23 protein-coding genes are annotated in these 23,693 nt (G+C 46.4%); 9 read left to right on the plus strand and 14 right to left on the minus strand.

The window, feature by feature from the left end; genetic code table 11:
• Positions 1-301: 301 nt before the first annotated feature.
• The 8 genes from der to MMG82_RS18085 form a co-directional block, all read right to left on the minus strand.
• Complete coding sequence (der, locus tag MMG82_RS18050; RefSeq protein ID WP_037420678.1) at positions 302-1,768, minus strand: ribosome biogenesis GTPase Der; 1,467 nt, start codon at positions 1,766-1,768, stop codon at positions 302-304.
• Positions 1,769-1,847: 79 nt separating this feature from the next.
• Positions 1,848-3,035, minus strand: a complete 1,188-nt coding sequence (gene bamB / locus MMG82_RS18055; protein ID WP_037424915.1) for an outer membrane protein assembly factor BamB — start codon at positions 3,033-3,035, stop codon at positions 1,848-1,850.
• Positions 3,036-3,046: 11 nt separating this feature from the next.
• Positions 3,047-3,667 carry a tetratricopeptide repeat protein gene (locus tag MMG82_RS18060; RefSeq protein WP_047534057.1) on the minus strand — a complete coding sequence of 207 codons (621 nt, stop codon included), beginning with the start codon at positions 3,665-3,667 and terminating at the stop codon, positions 3,047-3,049.
• A 12-nt stretch (positions 3,668-3,679) separates the two neighbouring features.
• Complete coding sequence (hisS, locus tag MMG82_RS18065) at positions 3,680-4,957, minus strand: histidine--tRNA ligase (RefSeq protein WP_047534061.1); 1,278 nt, start codon at positions 4,955-4,957, stop codon at positions 3,680-3,682.
• A 158-nt stretch (positions 4,958-5,115) separates the two neighbouring features.
• Positions 5,116-6,231, minus strand: a complete 1,116-nt coding sequence (gene ispG, locus MMG82_RS18070; RefSeq protein ID WP_037420691.1) for a flavodoxin-dependent (E)-4-hydroxy-3-methylbut-2-enyl-diphosphate synthase — start codon at positions 6,229-6,231, stop codon at positions 5,116-5,118.
• A 42-nt stretch (positions 6,232-6,273) separates the two neighbouring features.
• Positions 6,274-7,398, minus strand: coding sequence for a RodZ domain-containing protein (locus MMG82_RS18075; protein WP_047534064.1), 1,125 nt, complete (start codon positions 7,396-7,398; stop codon positions 6,274-6,276).
• Positions 7,395-8,183 carry a type IV pilus biogenesis/stability protein PilW gene (pilW, locus tag MMG82_RS18080; RefSeq protein WP_037420698.1) on the minus strand — a complete coding sequence of 263 codons (789 nt, stop codon included), beginning with the start codon at positions 8,181-8,183 and terminating at the stop codon, positions 7,395-7,397. The genes MMG82_RS18075 and pilW overlap by 4 nt, the downstream gene beginning before the upstream one ends.
• A gap of 32 nt (positions 8,184-8,215) precedes the next feature.
• Complete coding sequence (locus MMG82_RS18085) at positions 8,216-9,337, minus strand: bifunctional tRNA (adenosine(37)-C2)-methyltransferase TrmG/ribosomal RNA large subunit methyltransferase RlmN (protein WP_047534067.1); 1,122 nt, start codon at positions 9,335-9,337, stop codon at positions 8,216-8,218.
• Positions 9,338-9,481: 144 nt separating this feature from the next.
• On the opposite strand from MMG82_RS18085, the gene MMG82_RS18090 reads away from it, so the two are divergent.
• Entirely contained in the window at positions 9,482-10,573 is a 1,092-nt protein-coding gene (locus MMG82_RS18090) for a hemolysin family protein (RefSeq protein ID WP_037424927.1), read from the plus strand.
• A 95-nt stretch (positions 10,574-10,668) separates the two neighbouring features.
• Positions 10,669-12,420, plus strand: coding sequence for a bifunctional metallophosphatase/5'-nucleotidase (locus MMG82_RS18095; protein ID WP_172591402.1), 1,752 nt, complete (start codon positions 10,669-10,671; stop codon positions 12,418-12,420).
• 398 nt (positions 12,421-12,818) lie between these two features.
• Here the strand turns inward: MMG82_RS18095 and MMG82_RS18100 are convergent, their stop codons facing one another.
• Complete coding sequence (locus MMG82_RS18100; RefSeq protein ID WP_047533697.1) at positions 12,819-13,712, minus strand: LysR substrate-binding domain-containing protein; 894 nt, start codon at positions 13,710-13,712, stop codon at positions 12,819-12,821.
• 164 nt (positions 13,713-13,876) lie between these two features.
• Between MMG82_RS18100 and MMG82_RS18105 the strand changes: the two genes are divergently transcribed.
• Positions 13,877-14,320, plus strand: a complete 444-nt coding sequence (locus tag MMG82_RS18105; RefSeq protein ID WP_011716306.1) for a DoxX family protein — start codon at positions 13,877-13,879, stop codon at positions 14,318-14,320.
• Between the two features lie 10 nt (positions 14,321-14,330).
• Positions 14,331-15,026: a pirin family protein gene (locus MMG82_RS18110; protein ID WP_047533700.1), complete on the plus strand. Its 696-nt coding sequence runs from the start codon at positions 14,331-14,333 to the stop codon at positions 15,024-15,026.
• Between the two features lie 103 nt (positions 15,027-15,129).
• Here the strand turns inward: MMG82_RS18110 and MMG82_RS18115 are convergent, their stop codons facing one another.
• From MMG82_RS18115 to MMG82_RS18135, 5 genes are all read right to left on the minus strand, one after another.
• Positions 15,130-15,660 (minus strand): GNAT family N-acetyltransferase, encoded by a 531-nt coding sequence (locus MMG82_RS18115; protein WP_037420716.1) that lies wholly within the window; start codon positions 15,658-15,660, stop codon positions 15,130-15,132.
• A gap of 63 nt (positions 15,661-15,723) precedes the next feature.
• Positions 15,724-16,263, minus strand: a complete 540-nt coding sequence (locus MMG82_RS18120) for a GNAT family N-acetyltransferase (RefSeq protein ID WP_052183954.1) — start codon at positions 16,261-16,263, stop codon at positions 15,724-15,726.
• A 150-nt stretch (positions 16,264-16,413) separates the two neighbouring features.
• A complete protein-coding gene (locus MMG82_RS18125) occupies positions 16,414-16,716 on the minus strand; it encodes a hypothetical protein (protein WP_011622005.1) in 303 nt (100 codons plus the stop codon).
• Between the two features lie 127 nt (positions 16,717-16,843).
• Entirely contained in the window at positions 16,844-17,053 is a 210-nt protein-coding gene (locus tag MMG82_RS18130) for a DUF3820 family protein (RefSeq protein WP_011622004.1), read from the minus strand.
• 148 nt (positions 17,054-17,201) lie between these two features.
• On the minus strand, positions 17,202-17,660 hold the full coding sequence (locus MMG82_RS18135; protein WP_047533710.1) for a GNAT family N-acetyltransferase: 459 nt from the start codon (positions 17,658-17,660) through the stop codon (positions 17,202-17,204).
• A 532-nt stretch (positions 17,661-18,192) separates the two neighbouring features.
• Here MMG82_RS18135 and MMG82_RS18140 point away from each other — a divergent pair.
• The 5 genes from MMG82_RS18140 (at position 18,193) to MMG82_RS18160 (ending at position 23,667) form a co-directional block, all read left to right on the plus strand.
• On the plus strand, positions 18,193-18,975 hold the full coding sequence (locus tag MMG82_RS18140; RefSeq protein ID WP_037420721.1) for an AAA family ATPase: 783 nt from the start codon (positions 18,193-18,195) through the stop codon (positions 18,973-18,975).
• Complete coding sequence (locus MMG82_RS18145) at positions 18,935-19,372, plus strand: CopG family transcriptional regulator (protein WP_241407233.1); 438 nt, start codon at positions 18,935-18,937, stop codon at positions 19,370-19,372. The genes MMG82_RS18140 and MMG82_RS18145 overlap by 41 nt, the downstream gene beginning before the upstream one ends.
• Positions 19,373-19,571: 199 nt before the next feature.
• Positions 19,572-20,999 (plus strand): extracellular solute-binding protein, encoded by a 1,428-nt coding sequence (locus MMG82_RS18150; protein WP_235522191.1) that lies wholly within the window; start codon positions 19,572-19,574, stop codon positions 20,997-20,999.
• Positions 20,996-22,720, plus strand: a complete 1,725-nt coding sequence (locus tag MMG82_RS18155) for a GGDEF domain-containing protein (protein WP_241407234.1) — start codon at positions 20,996-20,998, stop codon at positions 22,718-22,720. Before MMG82_RS18150 ends, MMG82_RS18155 begins: the two co-directional genes overlap by 4 nt.
• A gap of 122 nt (positions 22,721-22,842) precedes the next feature.
• Positions 22,843-23,667, plus strand: a complete 825-nt coding sequence (locus MMG82_RS18160; protein ID WP_241407235.1) for a M90 family metallopeptidase — start codon at positions 22,843-22,845, stop codon at positions 23,665-23,667.
• Positions 23,668-23,693: the final 26 nt, after the last annotated feature.

Here is a 23,693-nt window from a genome sequence, read left to right on the forward strand (position 1 = left end):
TTTTCTTATAATCTGAGCGTGATCTAGATCTATCTATAGGAAAAGTCGTGAGATAAATTTTGATGAATAACTTCTTAGCATCAGACAAAAATTTAGTGTAAACAGCAAATAACGTCTTCAGTTCAAGAGGGGTAACTTAAAGATTTCCTGAATTAGCTAATACATTATTTGATATTAATTTCCAAATAATTATTGGAAAGTGTTAAGGCTATTTATGACCGTTCAGTTAAAAAAAAAGGAACCCTAGGGTTCCTTTTCTATTGATTCACTTAAATAAATGACTCGGTTTTTCGTTTGAGTCTTATTTTGCCTTGCGGTCTTTAATATGACTCAAGGCGCGTTTACGGCGACGCTCTTGGCTCATGGTCAGCTTTTCCACTTTGTTTTCAAACGGGTTATCACCCTCTTGGAAACGCAGTTGGATTGGCGTACCGACCACTTTTAATGAACGGCGGAAGTAGTTCATCATGTAGCGCTTGTAAGAATCCGGCAGCTTGCTGACTTGGTTACCGTGAATAACCACGATTGGCGGGTTATAACCACCGGCGTGGGCGTATTTCAGTTTCACACGGCGACCGTTCACCAATGGTGGCTGATGGTCATCCTGCGACATTTGCATAATGCGGGTCAGCATTGAGGTGCTCACGCGGCGAGTCGCACTGTCGTAAGCTTCTTCAATCGACTCAAACAGATGGCCAACACCCGTGCCATGCAGCGCCGAAATAAAGTGAATACGGGCAAAGTCGATAAAGCCTAAACGACGGTCGAGTTCACTCTTAACACGGTCTTTAATGCCTTGGTCGATGCCATCCCACTTGTTAACGGCAATCACTAACGCGCGGCCTGCGTTTAGGGCAAACCCTAATAGGCCAAGATCTTGCTCGGCAACGCCTTCACGGGCGTCGATGATAAGTAACACCACGTTAGCATCTTCAACCGCTTTGAGGGTTTTAATCACCGAGAACTTTTCAATCACTTCATGGACTTTACTGCGGCGACGTACACCAGCAGTATCGATAATCACGTATTCGCGACCATCGCGTTCCATCGGAATGTAAATACTGTCACGAGTGGTGCCTGGTTCGTCATAAACCACCACACGCTCTTCACCTAAGATACGGTTAGTTAGAGTCGATTTACCCACGTTAGGTTTACCGATGATGGCAAGTTTGATCGGTAAGTCCTGCAGACGCTTTTGCTCAGCTTCGGCTTCTTCTTCAGTGTACTGACGCTCGTCGACTTCTTCCTCTTCGCCTTGGCGCTCAATGCCCATGGCTTCAGCGTAAGGAGTTAAGGCGTACTCAATCATATTGGTTACACCGCGGCCTTGGGCAGCAGCCATTTGATAGACTTCACCTAAACCCAAAGACCAAAATTCGGCGCAGGCCGAGTCGGCATCAATACCGTCAATCTTGTTAGCCACCACAAAGGTGGTTTTTTGGCGGCTACGTAAATGCTGAGCGATAGACAAATCCGCAGCGGTTAACCCAGCACGCGCGTCGGTCATAAATAAGACAACATCGGCTTCTTCGATAGCGGCAAGGGATTGCTCGGCCATCTTAGTTTCGATCCCCTCTTCAGTGCCGTCGATACCGCCGGTATCCACCACGATAAACTCATAGCCGGATAAGAATGCTCGACCATATTTACGGTCACGTGTTAGGCCAGGAAAGTCAGCAACCAGCGCATCACGCGTACGCGTAAGGCGGTTAAATAAGGTGGATTTACCGACGTTCGGCCGACCAACAAGGGCCACTACAGGGATCATGATTTCGCCTCTAAAAAACTTTTCAATAAAAAGCCCCCGGAACACACTTCCAGGGGCTCTACAAGGATAACACTTTTAACTAAGGAAGTGTTACAACAGCTAACTTTCCGCTGCGACCTTGCACGTAGATTTTATCATCCACCACTAATGGCTGGCTGAATAATCCAGAGCTGTCCACTTGGATACGACCGACAATACTGCCTGTGCTACGGTCGATAAAGTGCAGATAACCTTCAAAATCACCCACGACCAAATAGTCTTTATATACCTCTGGTGAAGTGAGTGTGCGATTGACCAGCTCAGAGTTGCTCCACAACTCTAAACCGTTACGTCTATCTACTGAATAGATACGACTGTGGTCATCAACCAAGAACAAACTTAAACCCGCCGTAGCTAACTCATTGAAGCTTGAGTACTTACGAGTCCAAATAATCCGTCCGGTGCGCAGTTCCATTGACACCAAGTTACCGTTGTAGCTGACCGCATATAAATTATCGCCAAGGATCAACGGTGTCATATCCACATCGGCCATACGGGTAAACTCATTGCCACCTGTAGGATTATAGATGGCTTGCTCCCACGCAGCTTGACCGTTGTTTTTGACGACAACAGCCACTTTGCCATCGGCGGTACCAATAAAGAAACCACCCGCTTCATAAGCTGCTGAACCCGTTCCCCGGAGCGTCAGGTTAGGCAACTGCATGTTATAAACCCACAGTTTTGCGCCAGTATCAACGTTATAGGCTTCAAATGAACCTGAACTGGTGCTCACCACCACGACGTCGTCAGCCACGGTTGGCTTAGATAACAATTCGCCACCCGCAATCACATGCCATAATACTTGGCCGTCTTCTGCATTCAGCGCAGCCAAAAGGCCACTCTCACCGCCGATAAAGAGCTTATTGCGTGCCGCTGTTACACCAGCAGCCAAACGTGCACCTTTGTTTTTGGCTAAGGCGTTATCACGGAACTCTTCACTAAAATCTTTTTTCCAAACCTGTTCACCCGTTGCTTCATCAAAAGCAACGACTTCACCATAACGGTCGGCCGCAAAAATTTTACCGTAACGAACTGCAGGGGTAAGGCGAGAGTAATAATCACCAACACCATCACCTACAGAGGCGCTCCAACTTACTTCAGGAAATACTGTCGCCTGAATCGCAGTTAACTCACTTACCGGTTCTTCTTCTACATCACTAGAAGAACAGGCGGATAACATGGCTAGGCTTAACCCAGCGGCTAGCAGGTTCTTGCACCAAGACTTCATCAAGGGATCCCTTATGCTTGATTTAAGTTATCAAGTTTGATTTTAAGTGCAGGGCTGGTCACAACACCGCCGTTATCCATTGCCGCCTGATAAGCAGTTTTCGCTTTATCGGCTTGGCCTTGACGAACAAAGAAGTCACCTTTCAGTTCTTCACGTTGTGCTAAAAAAGCCTTATCAGTCACTTGATCTAGCGTGGCTAACGCAGTGTCAACTTGACCTTGTTCAGCCTGAATACGCGCTAAACGCAATGTTGCAATAGTGTCTAATCCTGCACCTGGCTTAGCAGCAATCACTTTCTTCAGTGCTTCTTCGGCCTTAGGAAAATCTTTCGCTTCCACCGCGGTTTTCGCAACGATCAGGTCTAGCAGTGATTGATAGCCCTTTTGGTCGTAATTTTTCGAAAACTCAGCCACGCCAGCAATCATGGCCGCTTCGTCGCTTGATTTGGTGGTTAAGGTTTGGAACGCCTGTGATGCTTCTTCGGCCTTCACGATTTTCATGTCGGAATAAGTGTTCCAACCGTACAGGCCACCTAAACCAACGACCGCCCCGATAACAATCGAGGTTCCATAGTCTTTCCAGAACTGTTTGATAGCATCAACTTGTTGTTCTTCTGTGCTATAAATTTCCACGCGCACGTCCCCTTATTTGCTAAGTTCAGCTAAAAATGCGCTTAATGCATTTCGAGCGACCCGTTGTTGTTCGTTGTCATTGCGTAAGTATTTTACGGTAACCACACCTTCGGCGAGTTCTTCTTCACCGATGAGTAAGGCTACTTGTGCACCGCTTTTGTCGGCACGCTTAATTTGCTTCTTGAAGTTACCACCACCGCAGTGACTCATCACTCGCAGTGTGGGCAACGCTGAGCGTAACTCCTGCGCCACTTTAATGGCTTCAACCAAACAGCTATCCCCCATCGCCGCGACATACACATCAACAGCCGCTGGGATATCTTGGGTCAGCTCTAAGGTTTCAAGCAGTAAAACGATGCGCTCTAATCCCATCGCAAAACCGACGGCTGGCGTATCTTTACCGCCCAATTGAGCAACTAAACCATCGTAGCGACCGCCCGCAAGTACTGTGCCTTGAGAGCCTAAGCTATTGGTAACCCATTCAAAAACCGTGCGATTGTAGTAATCCAGACCACGGACTAAGCGTGGGTTAACTCGGTATTGGATGCCAACCGCGTCGAGGAGTTCACGCAATTGTGCAAAATGTTGTGAGGATTCTTCGCCTAAGTAATCCATCAGCGCAGGCGCATCACCTAAAATGCTTTGCACTTGGGGATCTTTTGAGTCCAATACGCGCAGCGGATTGCTGTACATACGGCGCTGGCTATCTTCGTCTAGTTTGTCCTTGTGTTGCTCTAAAAAGGCAATCAAGGCTTCACGGTAAGCGGCGCGCTCGGCAGGATCGCCTAAAGTGTTCAGCTCAAGCGTCACATGCTCGCTAATGCCGAGTTTTTCCCATAGACGGGCAGATAACATCAACACTTCGGCGTCGATATCAGCGCTACCAATACCGTAGACTTCAACACCAAATTGATGGAATTGGCGGTAACGGCCTTTTTGTGGACGTTCATGACGAAACATGGGGCCCAAATACCACAGACGTTGTTCTTGGTTATAGAGCAGACCATGCTCGTTACCCGCACGCACGGTTGAGGCAGTACCTTCGGGGCGTAACGTCAGGCTATCACCATTACGATCTTCGAAGGTGTACATTTCTTTTTCAACAATATCAGTCACTTCACCGATAGAGCGTTTAAAAAGATCGGTATTTTCCACTATTGGAGTGCGGATCTCACTGTAACCATAAGCAGCAACGCTTGAACGTAGTACCGCTTCCACTTTTTGCCATAGAGGACTTTGAGTTGGCAGAATGTCATTCATTCCGCGAATCGCTTGGATCTGTTTTGCCACTGTATCGACTCGTCCGATTTCGCTAAATTAATAAAAAATGTCAGGCATTATAGGCTGTTCAACACTAAACGTAAAATGACCCCGTCAGTTTCGAGGTCTAGCTCAAGCCTTGAATGTTTTTATAACGCTTAACCTATGAGGTTATTCGGCTGCGGTTGTTACTCAGTAGTGTCTTTCACTTGGATGCGGTTAGCCATTTGGCTCGCCTTGGCGCGAATTTTAGCTTCGAGGGAATCGACTAGGTTGTCATTGTCGAAACGCTCTTTTTGACGCTCGCCTTCATCGTAGTAACCACTCTTACGATGTCCACCCGTTAAGCCAATGTGCGACACTAAGGCTTCACCTGGGCCATTGACCACACAGCCGATGATCGACACATCCATCGCGGTGGTAACATCTTCGAGGCGGCGTTCTAACTCGTTTACGGTGCTGATCACATCGAACTCTTGACGTGAGCAAGAAGGACACGCAATAAAGTTAATGCCACGGCTACGGATACGCAGTGACTTTAGAATATCAAAGCCGACTTTGATTTCTTCCACCGGATCGGCCGCCAAGGAAATACGCAGCGTATCACCAATGCCCTCGGCAAGCAGCATACCTAAACCGACGGCAGATTTGACCGCCCCCGCACGCGCACCACCCGCTTCAGTAATACCTAAATGCAATGGCTGACGAATTTGCTTGGCTAATAAACGATAGGATTCTACCGCTAAGAACACATCGGAGGCTTTTACGCTGACCTTAAATTGGTCGAAGTTCAAACGGTCGAGAATGTCCACATGGCGCATGGCCGATTCGAGCAGGGCTTCTGGCGTAGGTTCTTTGTATTTGTCCATCAGATCTTTCTCTAATGAACCACCATTAACCCCGATACGAATTGGAATGTTTTTATCACGGGCGCACTCCACCACACTGCGGATACGCTCTTCGTTACCAATATTGCCTGGGTTGATACGCAAACAGTCCACCCCATATTCCGCCACTTTTAAGGCGATACGGTAATCGAAGTGGATATCGGCAACCAAGGGCACTGACACCGATTGCTTAATCACTTTAAAAGCCTCGGCCGCGTCCATGGTCGGCACAGAGACACGCACAATGTCGGCACCCACTTTTTCTAAGGCGCGAATTTGGGCAATGGTCGCCTCAACATCAGTCGTTTTAGTGTTGGTCATTGACTGCACTGCAATCGGTGCACCATCACCAATCGGTACATTGCCCACATAAATGCGGGTTGAAGGACGTCTCTTTATGGGTGTTTCGTTATACATACTCAATACGCTCTTTTCGGTACTCTGCGCTAAGCGTGAGACTTAAGCCTGTGGGATAGTCAAACGCGCAACACGACCCTTAGGAAATTCAGCAAGACTGATGGCTTTACCATCAACCGTAAAACTAGACACAACAGTCGGCGCGCCTAAGATCACTTTAAACGGAGGCACACCACTGGCTTGAATAGTTGCGCCAGCACCTCGGACCCCATCAACAATCGCTTTGCCCTTGGCATCGACGATGTTGATCCAGCAATCACCCGTGAGTTGAATATTGATATTGGATTGTCCAGCAACCACAGGCATGGTTTGCTCACTCGAAGCCGCTGGCGTAGCACTGTTCACCGGCGCGCTGGCTGTTGGAACATTTTGAACCGCTGCGTTTGATGCAGAAGAATTTTGTGTAGAAAGCGTGTTTTGCGCAGTCACCCCTGCCGTTTGCACCGCACCTGATGCACTTGGGGGGTTATTAGGCTCACTCGCATTGACTGTCGAATTGACAGACACCTGCCCTGCTTCCATTGCCGCCATATCACTGATATTCGGGTCAATAGTGCTAGCATCAGTATCTTTTACTGGACCATCGGTCGCCATTGAACCGTTGACCGCGATCTCACTCAAACGTGCACTCGCATCCGTTTCGGTGAGTAAAACATCACCCGGCAAGGTTTGATTCGCAGCGGCTAACTCTTCAGCGGTTGGTTTTGAAATATCGACATGAGTCACTAGCGTCGTTCGTTGCATCCACCAAAGCACAAACAGACCGAGCAACACGATGACAATAAAAAAGCTCAGCCACTTTAATTTAGTGTCACGAGCTTGATAAGTGGTCTTACGGGAAAAACTTTGCATCGCAGGCTGTGTTACATAGGGCACCTGCCTTGCGAGACAGGCTTCGATGAGCGTGTTGTCGACCCCCAGCATACGCGCATAATTTTTAACGTATCCGCGTACGTAGGTTGATGAGGCAATATTAGAAAAATCATCGGCTTCGAGATTTTCAACAATACCAGGCCGCAAATGCAGCTTCACAGCTGTCTCCGCAATGCTCAAGCCCATCTGCTCACGAGCTGTTTTGAGTACGCTTCCGAGCGTTACATTAGGCGTCGACTCAGCTTCTTCTGTTGTCACTGGTTCTACTGACGCGTTCATTTCGTTATCTTTCATTGATGCAAATTAACTCTATATTGCTTGGCTTGAGGCGATGCTGGGAATTTGGCAAGCAATAAAATGCCAAATCGCTTCATGGCAGCATCATCATTCAACGCCTGCTCAATTTTTATTCCGAGCGTTAAACTCTCTGGAGTCTGGGCCGCAACTTGGTGGTAACGCGCTAACTGGTTACGCGCATCAACATAATCACCTTTATCTATCCCAAGCTCAACCAGCTCCAGTAAAGACACCGAGCGTCTCGGGTCATACTTTAACGCCATCTGAAAATACTGTCGTGCCTTTTCTGCTCGTCCCGCGTCTCTGCTGCAAAGACCTAAGTTTTCATAACTGGATGCGGTACGCGTATATTTGGGCATTTCTATTGCAGCCAAAAACATTTTTTCAGCTTTTTCGTATTGCTTTTGTTGGCACAAAAACACCCCAAAGTTATTCATGGAATCGCCAGAGGCGTCCTTAGTATTGATAGCGTCCTGATACGCCTGTTCGGTACGTACTAAATCGCCTACGGTTTGATAGTAATAAGCCATTGCCACATGCACATCTTCGAGCTCTGGCGCATATTCGATTGCTTTATCAAGATTATACTTGGCTTGTTCCGAGTTACCTCGATTAAGGTAGGTTAAACCGAGCTGCATACGCTCCCGCGCAGCGGCAACTTTATCCAGTTTTCGCTCCGACACCGGAATATCAGTCCCTGAATAGGTACGCTCAGTTACGCATCCTGTCACTAATAATGACAGGGCTATTGCTAATGAAAACCCTGACAATCCATGCTTCATGGGCAAGCCTATAAATCTGTGCAAACAAAGAGTTAATTCATTGTGACCGAAATCTGATTTTCTTGCATGCGTTTTTTTGCTAAACGCTTGGTTCGATCGCGAATATCCCCAGCCAGCTGTCCACAGGCGGCATCAATATCGTCACCACGGGTCTTACGCACAATCACGGTTAAGCCATATTCCATTAACACTTTCGAAAAACGGTCGATGCGCGAGTTTGACGAACGGCCATAGGGTGAACCTGGGTATGGGTTAAACGGAATAAGGTTTACCTTACAGGGGGTATCCTTCATTAATTCTGCTAATTCATGGGCTTGTTCGGTACTGTCGTTGATGTGATCGAGCATCACATATTCCACGGTGACACGGCCACGGTTAGCGTTAGATTTGGCGATGTAACGGCGGATCCCCGCAAGGAACTCCTGCAGTGGATACTTTTTATTCACCGGAACCAGAATATCGCGCAGCTCATCGTTTGGCGCATGGATACTCACGGCGAGCGCCACATCGAGGGCGTCACCTAATTTGTCTAATGCTGGAACAACGCCTGAGGTCGATAGCGTTACGCGACGTTTTGACAGACTAAAGCCAAAATCGTCTAGCATGATGTCCATTGCAGGGATCACGTTAGCAAGGTTAAGTAGAGGCTCCCCCATCCCCATCATCACCACGTTGGTAATGGGGCGCTCGCCAGTATCTTTCGCGAATCCTAAGAAATGCGAAACACGCCAAATTTGGCCAACGATTTCAGAGACAGTTAGGTTGCGGTTAAAGCCTTGCTGCGCCGTAGAGCAGAAAGTACATTCGAGGGCACAGCCCACTTGGGACGACACACACAAGGTAGCGCGGTCATCTTCAGGAATATAAACAGTTTCGACCTCTTGGCCTTCACCGACATGGATGGCGAACTTAATGGTGCCATCGGCGGATTTTTGATAGCTGGAAATCTCGGGCGCCACAATCTCACAGCGCGCCGCCAGTTTTTGGCGTAACACTTTGTTGATGTTAGTCATCTCTTCGAAGTCACTGACACCGAAATGATAGATCCACTTCATCAGCTGATCGGCACGGAAGGGCTTCTCACCCAGATCGGCAAATAATGCCCGCATCGCTTTACGATCAAGGTCTAATAAATTGATCTTTTTTTCACTCATAGGACTAACCTCAACACCAAAACCTGCAACAGGGCGGCGAATTATACAGACGCAGAAAAATTTTAGCCAGCAACTCCATTCTCCTATGCTAGAATCGCCGAGGGTCAATGTTGGCCTAAATTATGGAGTTGTAATACCACCAATATGTTAACCCTCATCATTATAGTGCTTGTCGCTGTTGCAGTTTCTTTTCTGTGCAGTGTATTCGAAGCCGTGTTGCTCTCGGTTACCCCTAGTTATATCGCTACGCTCGAACAAACTGACAGTGCTGCGGCGACAAGGTTGCGTAAACTGAAAGAGAACATCGAAGCGCCATTGGTGTCTATTTTGACCCTCAATACTGTTGCCCATACCGTAGGTGCCGCCGTTGCTGGTGCGCAAGCCGCTAAGGTCTTTGGGGATGATATGCTCGGCGTTTTCTCCGGAGTGTTAACCTTTATTATTCTGTTCTTCTCAGAGATTATTCCTAAATCTGTCGGAGCCAACCACTGGCGCCGTTTAGCCCCAAGCGTATCGATTGCCATTACGTGGATGAAGCGTGCTACCCAGCCATTAATTTGGATGTCGCAGCAAGTGACTCGCCTGCTAGGTAAAGGTGAAGAAGGCCAATATATTCGCCAAGAAATGAGCGCGATGGCCAAAATCGGTCAAGAATCCGGTGAGTTAGACGAACAAGAATCCAAGATTTTGACCCAAATGCTTAAGGTGCGTGATGTGCCCGTTACCGCGATTATGACGCCGCGCACCGTGATGTTCTCTTTGCCTATTTCACTGACGCAAAATGAGTTTGTGCAAGAATATCGTGACAAGCCTTTTACGCGTATTCCGGTATACGATCAGGACCACGACGATATTATCGGCTATATCACCCGCACCGATGTGTTGTTGGCTGAGCGTTATACTCCTGACGCGCCAATTGGCGAACTCAAGCGTAGCCTGTTTGTCGTACCCGAAACGGCCAAAATCCTGCCGTTATTTGAGCGGATGATTAAGCGCAACACCCAAATTGCCATGGTGGTTGACGAATACGGCAGTAGCCAAGGTATTGTGACCCAAGAAGATATTATCGAGTCGCTACTGGGATTAGAGATTGTCGATGTGAATGACCCCGCGACCGACATGCAGCAATTGGCGCGTAAACTCTGGACCAAACGCATGAAGCAAAAAGGCATTCGCCTCTCCGATGATGGCGACTTCGAAGCCGCAGCCGACGATGATGAAGCACGCTCGGGTTAATCTTGATTTAGTCATTGTTAAAGTAAAGGGAGCTTAGCTCCCTTTCTTGTTTTTGATGAGAAGGTTATAATCTCCCGCCGTAAAAGAGGTAAGTTATGACACAGAGATACACTCTCTCACTCGCGCACATCAACGATACCCATTCGAATTTTGAGCCTAGCCGCGTACATTTTTCCCTTAATCTTGGGCTTAAGTCCTTAGATATTACTAGCCACAGTGGTGGTTACGCTCGTTTGGGATATCAAATTAGCCAGGCGCGAGAGCAAGCCACCCGAAGCAATACCCCGTTTTTATTTTTACATGGGGGCGACAGTTTCCAAGGCACACTGTATTTCAGCCATTTTAAGGGTAAAGCCAACGCCCATCTGCTGAATTTACTTGCCCCCGATGCCATGGTAATAGGCAACCACGATATTGACGAAGGTAATGCGCGGCTCGCCGAATTTGCCAAGCAAATCGATTTCCCGCTGCTAGCGGGGAATATGGACTTGAGCCAAGAGGATATCCGCAAGCCGGGTAACCTGCGTACTGTGGCGAATATTCTGGCCTATGATGAAAAAACACAGCTTGCCAGCTACCTCGAAAAGCCCTTCTATGACAAAAAGCTCGCCGTCATCGGCATTACTCTGGATCAGATGAAGGACATTGCCAGACCCGATCCCGATACCCACTTTGTCGATGCGATTGCGACCACGGCGCGAACCGTCTCGCATCTGCATGCCAAAGGCATCAAGCACATTATTGTGCTGAGTCACTTAGGTTTAGATCAGGATAAACGGCTCGCAGAACAAGTCGATGGTATCAGCCTTATCGTTGGCGGCCATACCCATACTCTACAGGGCGACTTTAGCGCCTTGGGGTTAAGCAATATTCCCTATGGCGAAACCATCAATGGCACGCCAATTGTCCATGCAGGGAAATACGCCGAAATCTTAGGTTTGGCCGAAGTTGAGTTTGATGAAGCTGGCCGCGCGATAAGTTTAAGCGGTGGCAACTACTTTATGCTCGATAAGCAGTTTATGTTGAGTTCGAGTGAGCAAGTGGATGACACCGACTATCAAGCCGTGCGCCAACGCTTTGATGAACATCCCTATATATTGTGGGATGAAGCCGATGAAGATATTCATGGCGTGATCCACGATATCTATCGCCCTGCGATTGCCGAGATGGAAAACAAAGTCTTAGCTCTAGTGCCTAAGAATCTGGTACACACCAGACTGCCTTCTAAGGCGCTGCCCCATGGCAGTGAAATCGCCCCTTGGGTAAGTCGCAGTATGTTCCAAGAGGCTAAACTTGAAGACCCTCGCATCCACTTTGCCCTGCATAACGCGGGTGGTGTCAGGCAATCGGTCGCCCAAGGCAGACTGACCCTCGCCGATGTGTTGGGCCAATTGCTGCCCTTCGAACTGCCATTAGTCAAATACGAAATCCAAGGCCAATTTCTGTATCAGGCGCTGGAGTCGGCGATTAACGCCGCCACCAATAACAGTGTACGCGGCACAGGCGCTGGCAGCTTCCCCTATACCTATGGATTGCGTTATTACTACGATGGCAGACGCCCCTTAGGGGAACGTTTATTCAAGCTAGAAATGATGCAGCAGGATGGATTATCACTCTGGTATCCAGTGCAGCCCGATGCGCTCTATGTGGGGGTATCGACCTCTTATACCGCTGCGGGGAAAGAAGGTTATCACCCACTGTTACAGGCACGCTGGCAAGAGCCGATTGAAACGCTCACCCTACCCCAGGCTTTTATTCGCTTCCTCAATCGGGCACCAAACCCCAATTTAGCGGACTTGCTCTCACCCCATGTGCATTACACCAGCCATGTAAAGCGTTCAGTGTAAGCGCCCTGTGTCAGGGATTTGTATCAGCGCGCTGCCGCAAAGCTATGTCCTCTTTATTAATCACAGTACTTAGGGCGTGTTGACGTTTCAGGGTTATTTTTGCAGCAGTTTGGCTGGCGTTTATGCAAGGTAAAGTCCGTACAGTGTAGTTATTCTACATAAACGGACGATAACGCAGCAGAAACGCCAGCCAAACGCTGCCCGAAGGGTTCGTCTAGCAAGCTCGTTCTCTTTGTCACTCGTCATTTGAGTAGAATAACCACACATCATTCCTCGTTTCGCGAGCACGAGCTTGCCAGAACGAACAAAATTTAATCTCGAAACGTCAACACGCCCTAGCAATGGTTAAGTACTGTGATTAACTCAATCCACTAGCAGCACGTGTACTTTACATCCCACTAAAACAACCAGTCGCAATGGGGCAAACGCTCGGCAAACCACGCCTGCGCCTTACCTTGGTTGCCCTTGCGCCACGCCAGAAACACCGGCTGCGCTGGTCTTGGGATCTCAACCTTGCACGCGACTAATGCGCCTGAAGCGAGTTCTTCGCGAATCAAATGCTTGGGAAGATAACCTACACCTAGCCCAAGTTGCTGCGCTTTAATCTTGGTCTGCATGTTCGGCACGCGGATGACTTGTCGACTATCAAATAACCCACTGGAGCGCTGCGCGAGCGCCGTTGAGCTGTCGGCCACCACCACGGAGGGAAATTGCAACAAGGCTTCGGTCGGGATTGGATGGTCAAACTGCGCTAAGGGGTGGTGAGGCGCAAGGGCAAAGATGAATTCAAGCATACCGATCTCAACTAAGTGATATTGCCCCTTAGGTAACTCCCCCGTGACCCCAATGGCAATATCGGCGCGGCCCGAATACAGGGCATCCCAACCGCCACCCAATGACTCCTCAGTGATATTAATGGTCACCTGTTTACCTAACTCGGTAAATTCAGCAATTAGTTTAAGCAGTGGTAAATCGGGCACTACAGTGTCTATGGCTAAGGTTAACGCCGACTCCCAGCCCGTTTCTAGTTGCCGAACCGCCTCTTCAAGCCTTACAGTGGCGGCTAAGATCTCCCGCCCTTGGCGTAATACCAGTTGGCCAACTAAGGTCAGCTCGGCGCGCTGCCCCTTACGTTCAAATAATTTTACCCCTAAATCGCTCTCTAATTTCTGCACTGTATAGGTCAGCGCCGATGGCACTCGGAATAAGGATTCAGCCGCAGCCGAAAAACTGCCTTTCTTATCAATAGCATCTAGCACTATCAATCCATCGAGACTCATCACTGGCAACATAAGCGCTCCATATTCAAATTTTTTGAAATATACGTTAAAAATGTTCCGATTTTCTTTCTTAAAGGTCAAGTCTAGACTGTAAACCAATGGAGAGATTGACGCTAAATCTCGACCGACTACCCCATTAACGACATAGTTAAAAAATTTGAATTAAGGAACATCCCATGAAAGCACTTATCACAAAATTACTGACCTCTGCGCCTAGTTTCGCCCCATTGGCCCTGCGTATTCCTATCGGGATCATCCTCATGGCCCACGGCTCACAAAAACTCTTCGGCTGGTTTGGCGGCTATGGCCTAGAAGGCACAGGACAATGGATGGCCTCCATCGGCCTAACACCAGGTTACTTAATGGCGCTGATGGCAGGTTCAAGCGAATTCTTTGGTGGCTTGCTGATCATTATCGGTTTACTGACTCGCCCAACGGCACTGGTATTGTCCTTTACTATGGTGGTCGCGATTTTCTCGGTTCACATTGGTAACGGTCTGTTCCTTAGCAATAACGGTTATGAATTTGGTTTAGCCCTGTTAGCCGCTACGGTATCTCTGGCCGTGTCAGGTGCAGGTAAACTGAGTGCCGACAACCTGTTAGCCGCACGCTTAAAATAAGGAGTTAACGATGATCCGTATACGTAAAGCGCAGGACCGAGGACAGGCAGACTTAGGCTGGTTAAAGAGTCAACATACCTTCTCGTTTGCTAGTTACTACGATCCGCGGCATATGGGTGTGTCTTCCCTACGAGTCATTAATGATGACAGAGTCGCGCCGAACGCGGGGTTTGAAACTCATGGCCATAAAGACATGGAAATCATCAGTTATGTGATTTCAGGCACCATAGCTCATAAGGACAGCTTCGGTAATATTAAGACCTTACCAGCGGGTGAGTTTCAGTTAATGTCCGCCGGTAAAGGGATTTATCACAGTGAGTTTAATGCATCAAACACTGAGCCACTGCACTTTTTGCAGATCTGGATCCAACCAGACACCTTAGGCATTGATGCGGGTTATCAGCAAAAAGCCTTCGAGCAAACCTCGGCGCTCACAGCCGTGGTCACGCCAACGGGTGAAAATGGCACCTTAAAAGTGCAGCAGGATGCGACCTTATATCGCCTAATGCTGGCACCGCAAGAGCAAGTGCATATGCCGCAGCTTAAGCCGCAGCGTCAGCTGTATGTGCAACTGGTGGAAGGTACGCTTAAGGTCAATGACCAAGTGCTCACCCCTGGGGATGGCGCGCATATCACCGCCGAAGAAGTGGTTAGATTTAGCGCCACTGACAGCCCAGTCACAGCACTGGTGTTTGACTTAGCCTGATGATGCTTACTGACCAATAAAAACCGCCAAGGAAACGAGGCGGTTTTTTATTACTCTGTGTATGGTGTATGGCTAAAACAGAATAGTCTCTTCAAGCGCGAACCTATGATAAGGACATGATCAAACTAAAGTTCACTAACACCTGCGCCCTGTCGTTTTGTTTGTCTTCAGCGGTGAGATAGCGGCGTAGTTCATTACGGCGAATGCAATTAAAGCCCTGTTTTTCAAAGAAAGGCCGCGCCTGATAGGAGGCTTCAACTGTGAGTCTTTTAAGGTTTAGCCTTTTCGACTCTTCGAGTAGTGCCAAGTATAAATGTGTCGCTACACCAGCACGACCATATTCAGGATGCACAAACAGACAATCAACTTCGCCGACTAAGCAATCAAGCTCTTTATCGGGGCACAACCTTAAACTGATAAAACCAACCAGCTTATCGTCTTCAAGTGCAACCCACGTGGTTGTATCTTCTAACTTGGCCAGCCAGTAGGCATCGCTACGTGCCTCACCTTGATTTTGCGCCCACGCTAAACGTTCTGTCAGCGAATAATATTCCTGTGCGCCCTCCATAACACTGGCGTTAAATACCGCCGCTACCTGCGCCACGTCCGCAGGAGAAAATAAGCGTATCTGCATTGGAGTCCACTCCTATGGGTTAATCATGACCAATGGGCACACAGGCAGTGCATTCCCATTCAGTTACAGTTTTTTAGTCATATAAAAACTCGGCAACACTTGGCCCAGTTTTTGTTGATAGCTGCGTTGCTGTTGGACGAATCCGAGTTTAATAAACAGCCCACGGGAAAGATAAGAAGCATCGGCACTTAATTGGCTGTAACCTTGCTTCCTCGCCCATTGCTCTAACTGTCTGATAGCCAGTTCACCGAGTCCACAGCGCTGCCAATTAGGATGAATATACAAACTATCGATATATCCCCTATGGCGAAAATCCGTTTCAACATTGATAAAACCTGCACAAATCTTAGTTAAGCTCAGCGCATCTGTCACCAAAATAATCCAAGCTTGGGAACGACTTAAACGTAAATGCCAATGTTGACTGGAACGGGGCGAGGGTGACCAGGCATTTAACTGCGCAGTAGTATAACGCTCATGCTGTATTTGATGAACACAGTGATGAAAGAGCTGACTGACCGCACTTGCATAGCAACGCTGATAAGCGACGACTTCAATTTTCTCGTTAGTTTGGTTAGACGTTGGCACGGTATGCTCAAATATCATTGCGAGTATTTGCCGTATTTTGCAGTTATTTATTGAGAAGTGATAGCGTTGACGTTTATTTAAGCCGAACACCGCTGAAAACAAAACCGCCTCTAACAAGGCGAGGCGGTTTAGGAACTCATCGCAACATGAACGTTGCTAAGGTATCGATTATTTCTTCTCGATTTGACCAACAAACAACAGCTTGTCGAAGGTGCGGTTTAAGGTTTTGCTGGTGAACTGGTTCATCCACATTTGCTCAACCACAGCTACTTTGTCACCTTTCTTGACTTCAGCTTCTGGGCCTGCTGCCCAAAACGTGTTGTCAGCTTCTTTAATTTGAACATAGGTGTAGCCGCCACCATTCATAGTATCAACCACTGTACCTTCATGAACTACGCCCTGTGCCCAAGCACTTGACATACCTAACGCTAATGTTGCTACAGCAGCTAATTTTACCAATTTTGCCATCATGCCTTTTGTTCCTTGTGTTTTACTAATATGCAGCATTAAAACATGCCATAGGTAATAAATCGCCAATCTCTATCACGAAATACAACACTTATCGCAAAAGTAGGATTTTTATCGCTTAGTAGGGAACTCATTTCAATAGCGGTTTTAACATGCCCTCAAGGCCATTGAGTTTTACCTCATAAATCAGCGCTAACTGCTCCCCTAATTTTCCCTTTGGAAAACCTTGTTGATGAAACCACACAAGATAGGGTTCAGGCAATTCGAGTAAGCGGCGGCCAGCATATTTACCAAAGGGCATGACCTGATTTACGGCATCGATAAGCTGTTGTTGATCCATGACAGTATTAGCTTGAACTCAGACAGAAAACTAGATTGAGGATGCTACCCTAATACCTAATGAATGCCTATGGCTAATACAAGCTGAGAACGACTAAGGGGGGATAAACTCAGAGCAAACCGCAGGCTTACCCTGAGTTGATACGGCATCAAGCGTAGATTTTACGCAGATTCGGTCCAAGATTCGCACAATGTGAATACTCAAAACCGTACTCAATACAGAGTCGTTGTTCTTCTCCGTGGGCGTTAATGCTCACACAAGTTCCTTGACTCGCATGCTCATCAACAAAAGTCATGACTCGCTCTAACATTATTTTTGCCAGCCCCACATGCCGATACTCAGGTAAAACAATAAAATCCTCAATCGCCAGATGGTTAGCCTTATCACCATATACGCAGGCTGTTGCCACTATCGCGCAGGTATTTTTTGACTGATCACTCGTTAAGCGAATAGATACCCAATATAAAGGCTGTAACGGATGCCCATCAGCCATCTCAACGCCGATACAAGGATACCCAGCCGCATCGCGTAGATTCAGCAACTCATGAAATAAAGGAGCAGATTCAACCAGCTCAAATTCAATAGGCATTGACATTTTAATATCCATTTGGGCATCCCTTCACGAATGGTAGAAAAATCAAGGTGATTAGACGGCATTAATGAGAAAGACTAACTCAACAAGGTGGCAATTTGATGACACTCAAGCTTTATGCAAGACAACTTTCGTTTGAAAAGTAGTCGTGAGAGGCCAATATTTTAATAATATTTTGGCATAAAAAATTAAAATAAACGTTCAAAGTAAACTATACCAAGCCTTAATTTCAATATCATTGCCGCAATGGAGAGCAAACATTCATAATCAATTGATGTTAAAAATTCACTAAAAACCTTAATAATCAGATAACTAAAATTCAAAATCGCCTAAGTAATCCCGCTAGCAGAAAGAGTCAAATTAACGGCATATTACATGGTAGCGTCAAATATTAATCACGCGACATTTTATAAAAAAACGTCAAAAATCAGATAATTGACCAACATTAACACAGGGTTTACATTCGTTTATGACAACAAGGTGCGGTAAAAAACCATAAGCAACATATTACCGCCCAAGTGATAGCCTAAGCATTGAGGAACTCGTCATGATAGTGTTAGTCGGCGGCGAAAAAGGCGGCAGCGGTAAGAGTTGCCTCGCACAAAATATCGCAGTATTTCTCACCACCGAATGTGGTGCCTCTGTCATCATGGTGGATTGCGATCCACAGCGAACCACATCGGATTGGATCCAAGCCAGAAACAATAATCCGAAACTGGCAAGCATCAACTGTGTACAACTTTATGGCAAGATCCGTAACGATCTTCTGAGCTTAGAACAACACTATGACTTTGTACTCGTTGATTGTGGTGGGCAGGATAATCTTGCATTAAGGGCAACCATGTCAGTTGCATCGCATATATTAATGCCGCTCAGGCCCAAACGCCGAGATTTAAAAACCGTGAGTCATATGGACGATATCGTCGCGACTTGTAAGATGATTAACCCTAAATTACACGCGTCTTTCGTTATCACGCAATGCCCTAACCTTCCCAATCAAGCGAATCGTATTTTAGAGGCTAAAGAGGTCTGTAAAACCTACGATATCAATGTATTAGATGCAATTACCTATAGTCGTAATATCTATGATGACAGTGAAGAGTCTGGATTGTCGGTGATGGAGATAGAACCAAAGGGTAAAGCCGCAGCTGAAATCCGTGCTATCGCCTGTGAAATGTTTCAAGTGGACTGCGCAGCCTCGTTAACGGCCTTACTCAAACCAAGCACACCAATAGCCGCGCATCGTGCCGCTATCAATCAACCTCAGCCGAATCATCTGAGAGGACAATATGGGACTCAGCGACCTCAAGAAAAACGCTATGCCATCTAGAGGAGGCGTCCAGCCTCTCTCCCTCGATGAGTTTATTGATGCCGCAACCCTTTATGCTATGGGAGAAAGTCATATTCCAAGCACGGGCAACTCAGTGGCGGCGATGGAGCGAGTGAAAGAATCACCACTTGAAGTCACCTTGGATACTTCCAATGTGGTAACTTTGCATCGACCACAAACGGCATCAAGATCCCTTGATGCCACGATTGACGACGAACGGCCACATTACCGCAAAGCCACATTTTCACTGAGTGAGGCGGCAATAGCCCATTTAGCAACGCTCTCAGAGGAAAGTGATATTTCTAAATCTAAATTGATCCGTTTTTTAATTGAACAACATTATGCTTTGCCAACCACATTGAGGCAGATGCGCGAACAGCAAATAAAACAAGCTTAATTGCGCACCATCTCCCACCCTTTACCGATGATCTGAATTAATTAGGTCATCGGACTTTTTTGTCTAAAAAACCGATAAAAAAATTGAGTCAATTTTTTTTACAAATCTATCCTTAATGTACAGCTGAGCTGATTAATGCTATTGATTAGCATCAATAGCCCGAGTATTTAAGGAGTTATTCTTGTTAACACGTTTGTCAATCCTATTATTCGGACTGGGATTAACGCTGGCACCTCCAGCCTTAGCGGAGTTTTCTTTGGATCAAATTCCCCCCTTGCCAAATAAAACGCCAATCACTTTAGTTGCCGAAAAAGGCTTTTGGACTGACTATCTCACCCAGCAAATGCTACCCAAATTCACCGAAAAAACCGGTGTTAAAGTCAATGTGATTAGCACCGAACTTGAGAGCATGTTCGAACTTCAGACCCACGCATTATTAATGGGGGAAGGAAAATACGATCTGCTCACCATGGAGGCTGGCTGGGCAAAAGAATGGGCGGCAAACGGCTATACAGTGCCCCTGTTGGAATTAGCAAAACTCTATGATCCAGATGGTGAAAAAGCGATGGAAAGCTACCTCGAACCCTACTATCCATCATTACTGAATATTTTATCCTACCACGGAGAATTGCACGCAATTCCCTATAATAACTACGTAATGGGAAGTCATTACCGCGCCGATTTATTTGAAAATAAAACCGAACAGTCTCACTTTCAACAACGGTTCGGCTACCCACTCAAACCCGCGACCAACTTCCAAGAATTAGAAGATCAAGCCGTATTCTTTACGCGAAAAGCGGGTGAACTCCTTGCTGACAAACCATTGACCCATAACTTTTATGGCCTAGCATTGATGTCGGGTAATAAACCCCATATTAACGATGAGTTTTCCAGCATTATTTGGAGTTTAGGCGGCGTTTGGATGTGGCCTATTTATGATCAACAAAAAAAACTGACTCACTTTGAAGTTCCGAGTGTCAATCAACAGGCAATTACCGCTGGAATAATCTATCGCAAACTAATGCCCTATGCCTATCCTGCTGATGATAAGTTTGCCTTTAATGAAGCCGCGCATGCTATGGCGACGGGACAGGTAGCCATATGGCCCTTTGCCTATAACAACCTTTGGCCAGCCTCTTTTAAAGTTGAAGCCAATATAACTGGTGCTCGACTTGGAGTATCTCAAGTCCCCGGAGGAACTCCTTACAACGGTGCCTATGCCTTTGCGGTGAGCTACGACAGTAAAAATCCACAAGCCGCCTATTGGTTACTCAAATATATGGGCACTTTTGAAGCCCAATATGCCTATGCACTTGGCGGCGGAAATCCATGCCGAATGGATGTCGTTACGGCTCCCGAATTTAAACAAGCTTCAAAAAGGTCTGTTGCTGGTGCATTTGAGGCAAGCCACATTGCTAACTTGTTCTGGTCGACTAAAGTATTGGAAGTAGGACACTTTACCACTACAGCAATGGGGCAGATTTATCCAGAATTAAGCCATGCTTGTTATGCCGCAAGTCAGCATGAAGCCAATAGTACAGATATTTTTATTGAGTTAAGCACCAAAATTAAACATTTGCAGAACACCTACGGGGAAGTCCCTGCAATCGACAAGAAAAACAAATGAACTCAAAACGACTGACCAGTCTTAAACAGAAAATTACGCTAGCCTTCTATATTATTCTCGGCATGGCGTCACTCAATGGCATTATCGCTATCCTATTGTCACAACAATTGAGAACTGAAATTGAGCAACTGGTAAATAGTGATGTCGTGAAAGTCACCACTGCGCTGCAACTAGCGAAAAACAGTGAAAGGTTGCAAATTATCACCACAGAATTAAACCACTATGATACTGAGCAACAACGACTGTCCCTACTTTCAGAGTTAACTAATCAATGGGAGCATTTGTTAAAAGATACAAAGGTATTACTAAGTCTTGAAACCACTCCCGAGATGTATCAAGCCCTAAACACAACGATTGATACTCAGCTTTATTATCAACAACAACTCCCATTGCTCAATACGCTTACGGACAGTGCTTTACAGGCAAAGTTACAGGCACAAAATATTCAAACAAATTTGGCCGGTATGTCATCAGCATTTTCTGATGAAATGCAGACTCAACTGAATCAGACCCATGAACGTTTCGCTCTATTAGTTGACCATAAAGATCTCAGTGGAATTACCGACAATCAGATAGAACATCAAGCTATTTCGGAATACCTGCACCAAGGTGAGCACCTGTTTGTGTTATTAGATGAAGTAAAAAATACCCCAAATATAGCGACGTTAAATCACCTTCAACGGGAAGCGATGCGACGACTTATTCAAATGGAAAATATCGTCGCGTCTATGCATTCGAGTAATACAATTTATCTCAACTGGTTATCGCAAATAAAACAAAACATGGTTGGCAATGACAACTTATTTGAGCTATCCCGTAATGCCTTAAAAAGTACTCAAATAGCCAATGCTCATTTTGGCTATCAAGCCAGTGCAGCGAGGCAAATAGCAACCTTCACCCAAGAGTTAGTCAACCATGTTGAAGATGAAATTCAGATCGCAGGCACCGATCTCAAGAGTGATAGTACCTCGTTTGTCATCCTCATCTTTTGTGGAGGTATTCTTTATTGCTTTTTTATCTGGCTCACCAGTTGGCACTTTATTGCTAAAGGTATTATTAAACCCGTGATTGAGACTCGTGATGCAATGAATGCCATCGCCAATGAAAAACTCGATACCCAAATGCCGATTACCGATAACCTTGAACTGCAACAAATGGTGAGTTCACTTGAAACCCTAAAAACTTACGCAGCTCAAGTTAAAGCGATGGCAGAAACCGATGGACTCACTGGATGCTATAATCGCCGCTATTTAGATAGCCAAATACTAAAAGAATTGAGTTACGCCAACGATCATAATATGCCATTGAGTATTGTGATGTTCGATTTAGATCACTTTAAGGAATTTAATGATCAATATGGCCATGTTGTCGGTGATCAATGCTTAAAACAGATCGTCGAGGCCACCAAAGCAATTCTACAACGTCCCACAGATATTCTAGCTCGCTATGGTGGTGAAGAATTTATGTTACTCTTGCCCTCAAGCCATATTGAAGATGCTTACAAAATTGCCGAACATCTGCGCGAAACCATTATAGACTTGCATATTCCCCATCAAGGCTCATCAAACATGGGGATTGTCACCATTAGCTTAGGAATTGCCTGCTGGCAACCTCCGCAATTACTCGATGCAAACAAGCTGATAAGCCATGTTGATGAGGCGCTCTATCGTGCCAAACTAGCAGGGCGAAATCGCACAGAAGTCTTCATTGGCGCTCACTAACACCACTCATCCCGCATTAAGCCGCTCACTGAAAGCGTTTTATTTTTAACCAAAGGATTGAGTTCAGTACGCTCAATCCCCATTAGCTAATATAACTGACACCAATACCACACTGAGGGACTATGCTCGCCAGTTTAACGATTCTAATATTTGGCCTCATTGCGATTGCTTGGTTGGCCTCCAGTCGTTGGCGCAAAAACCTCCGTCGTAAACAAGTGATGGCAAGCCCCTTTCCAAAGACTTGGCGAGCAATACTAAAAAGAAGACTTCCATTTTTTCATGCATTACCTGCAGATCTTCAATTGCAACTTAAACGTCATATTCAGGTATTTTTAGATGAAAAGCATTTTGTTGGCTGCGATGGTTTACTCATAACCGATGAAATTCGAGTCACTATTGCTGCCCAAGCATGCCTACTGCTACTTAATCGCAAGACCGATTTCTACCCTAAACTAAGACAAATTTTGGTCTACCCCGATGCATTTATAGTCGACAGCCAACGACAAGATCCATCAGGCTTAATCAGGGAGCAACGTAACGTACTCGCTGGAGAATCATGGGAGCAGGGACAAGTAATACTTTCATGGAAAAATACGCTTGAAGGCGCTGCCAATCCACACGATGGCAACAATGTTGTCATCCATGAGTTTGCCCATCAATTAGATCAAGAGGATGGCCACGCCAATGGCGCCCCAATTTTAGCTCGTGGCCAAGATTATCTGTCTTGGTCAAGCGTATTTAATCAAGCATTTAATGAACTAGTTGAAGATACTGCCGTCGGTAAACCAGCCCTATTTAATGGCTATGGGGCTACCAACCCAGCAGAATTTTTTGCCGTAGCGACCGAAGTTTTTTTTGAAAAACCAGCAGAACTCAACCAAGAACATCCAGCACTTTACCGAGAATTAAGTCATTTCTATCAAGTTGATCCGCTCAATTGGCACTGATGTCATTACAAAGTAATAAACACAAG

Origin of the sequence: Shewanella sp. MM_2022_3, assembly GCF_022557375.1 — a bacterium.
Taxonomy (GTDB): Bacteria; Pseudomonadota; Gammaproteobacteria; order Enterobacterales; family Shewanellaceae; genus Shewanella; species Shewanella xiamenensis.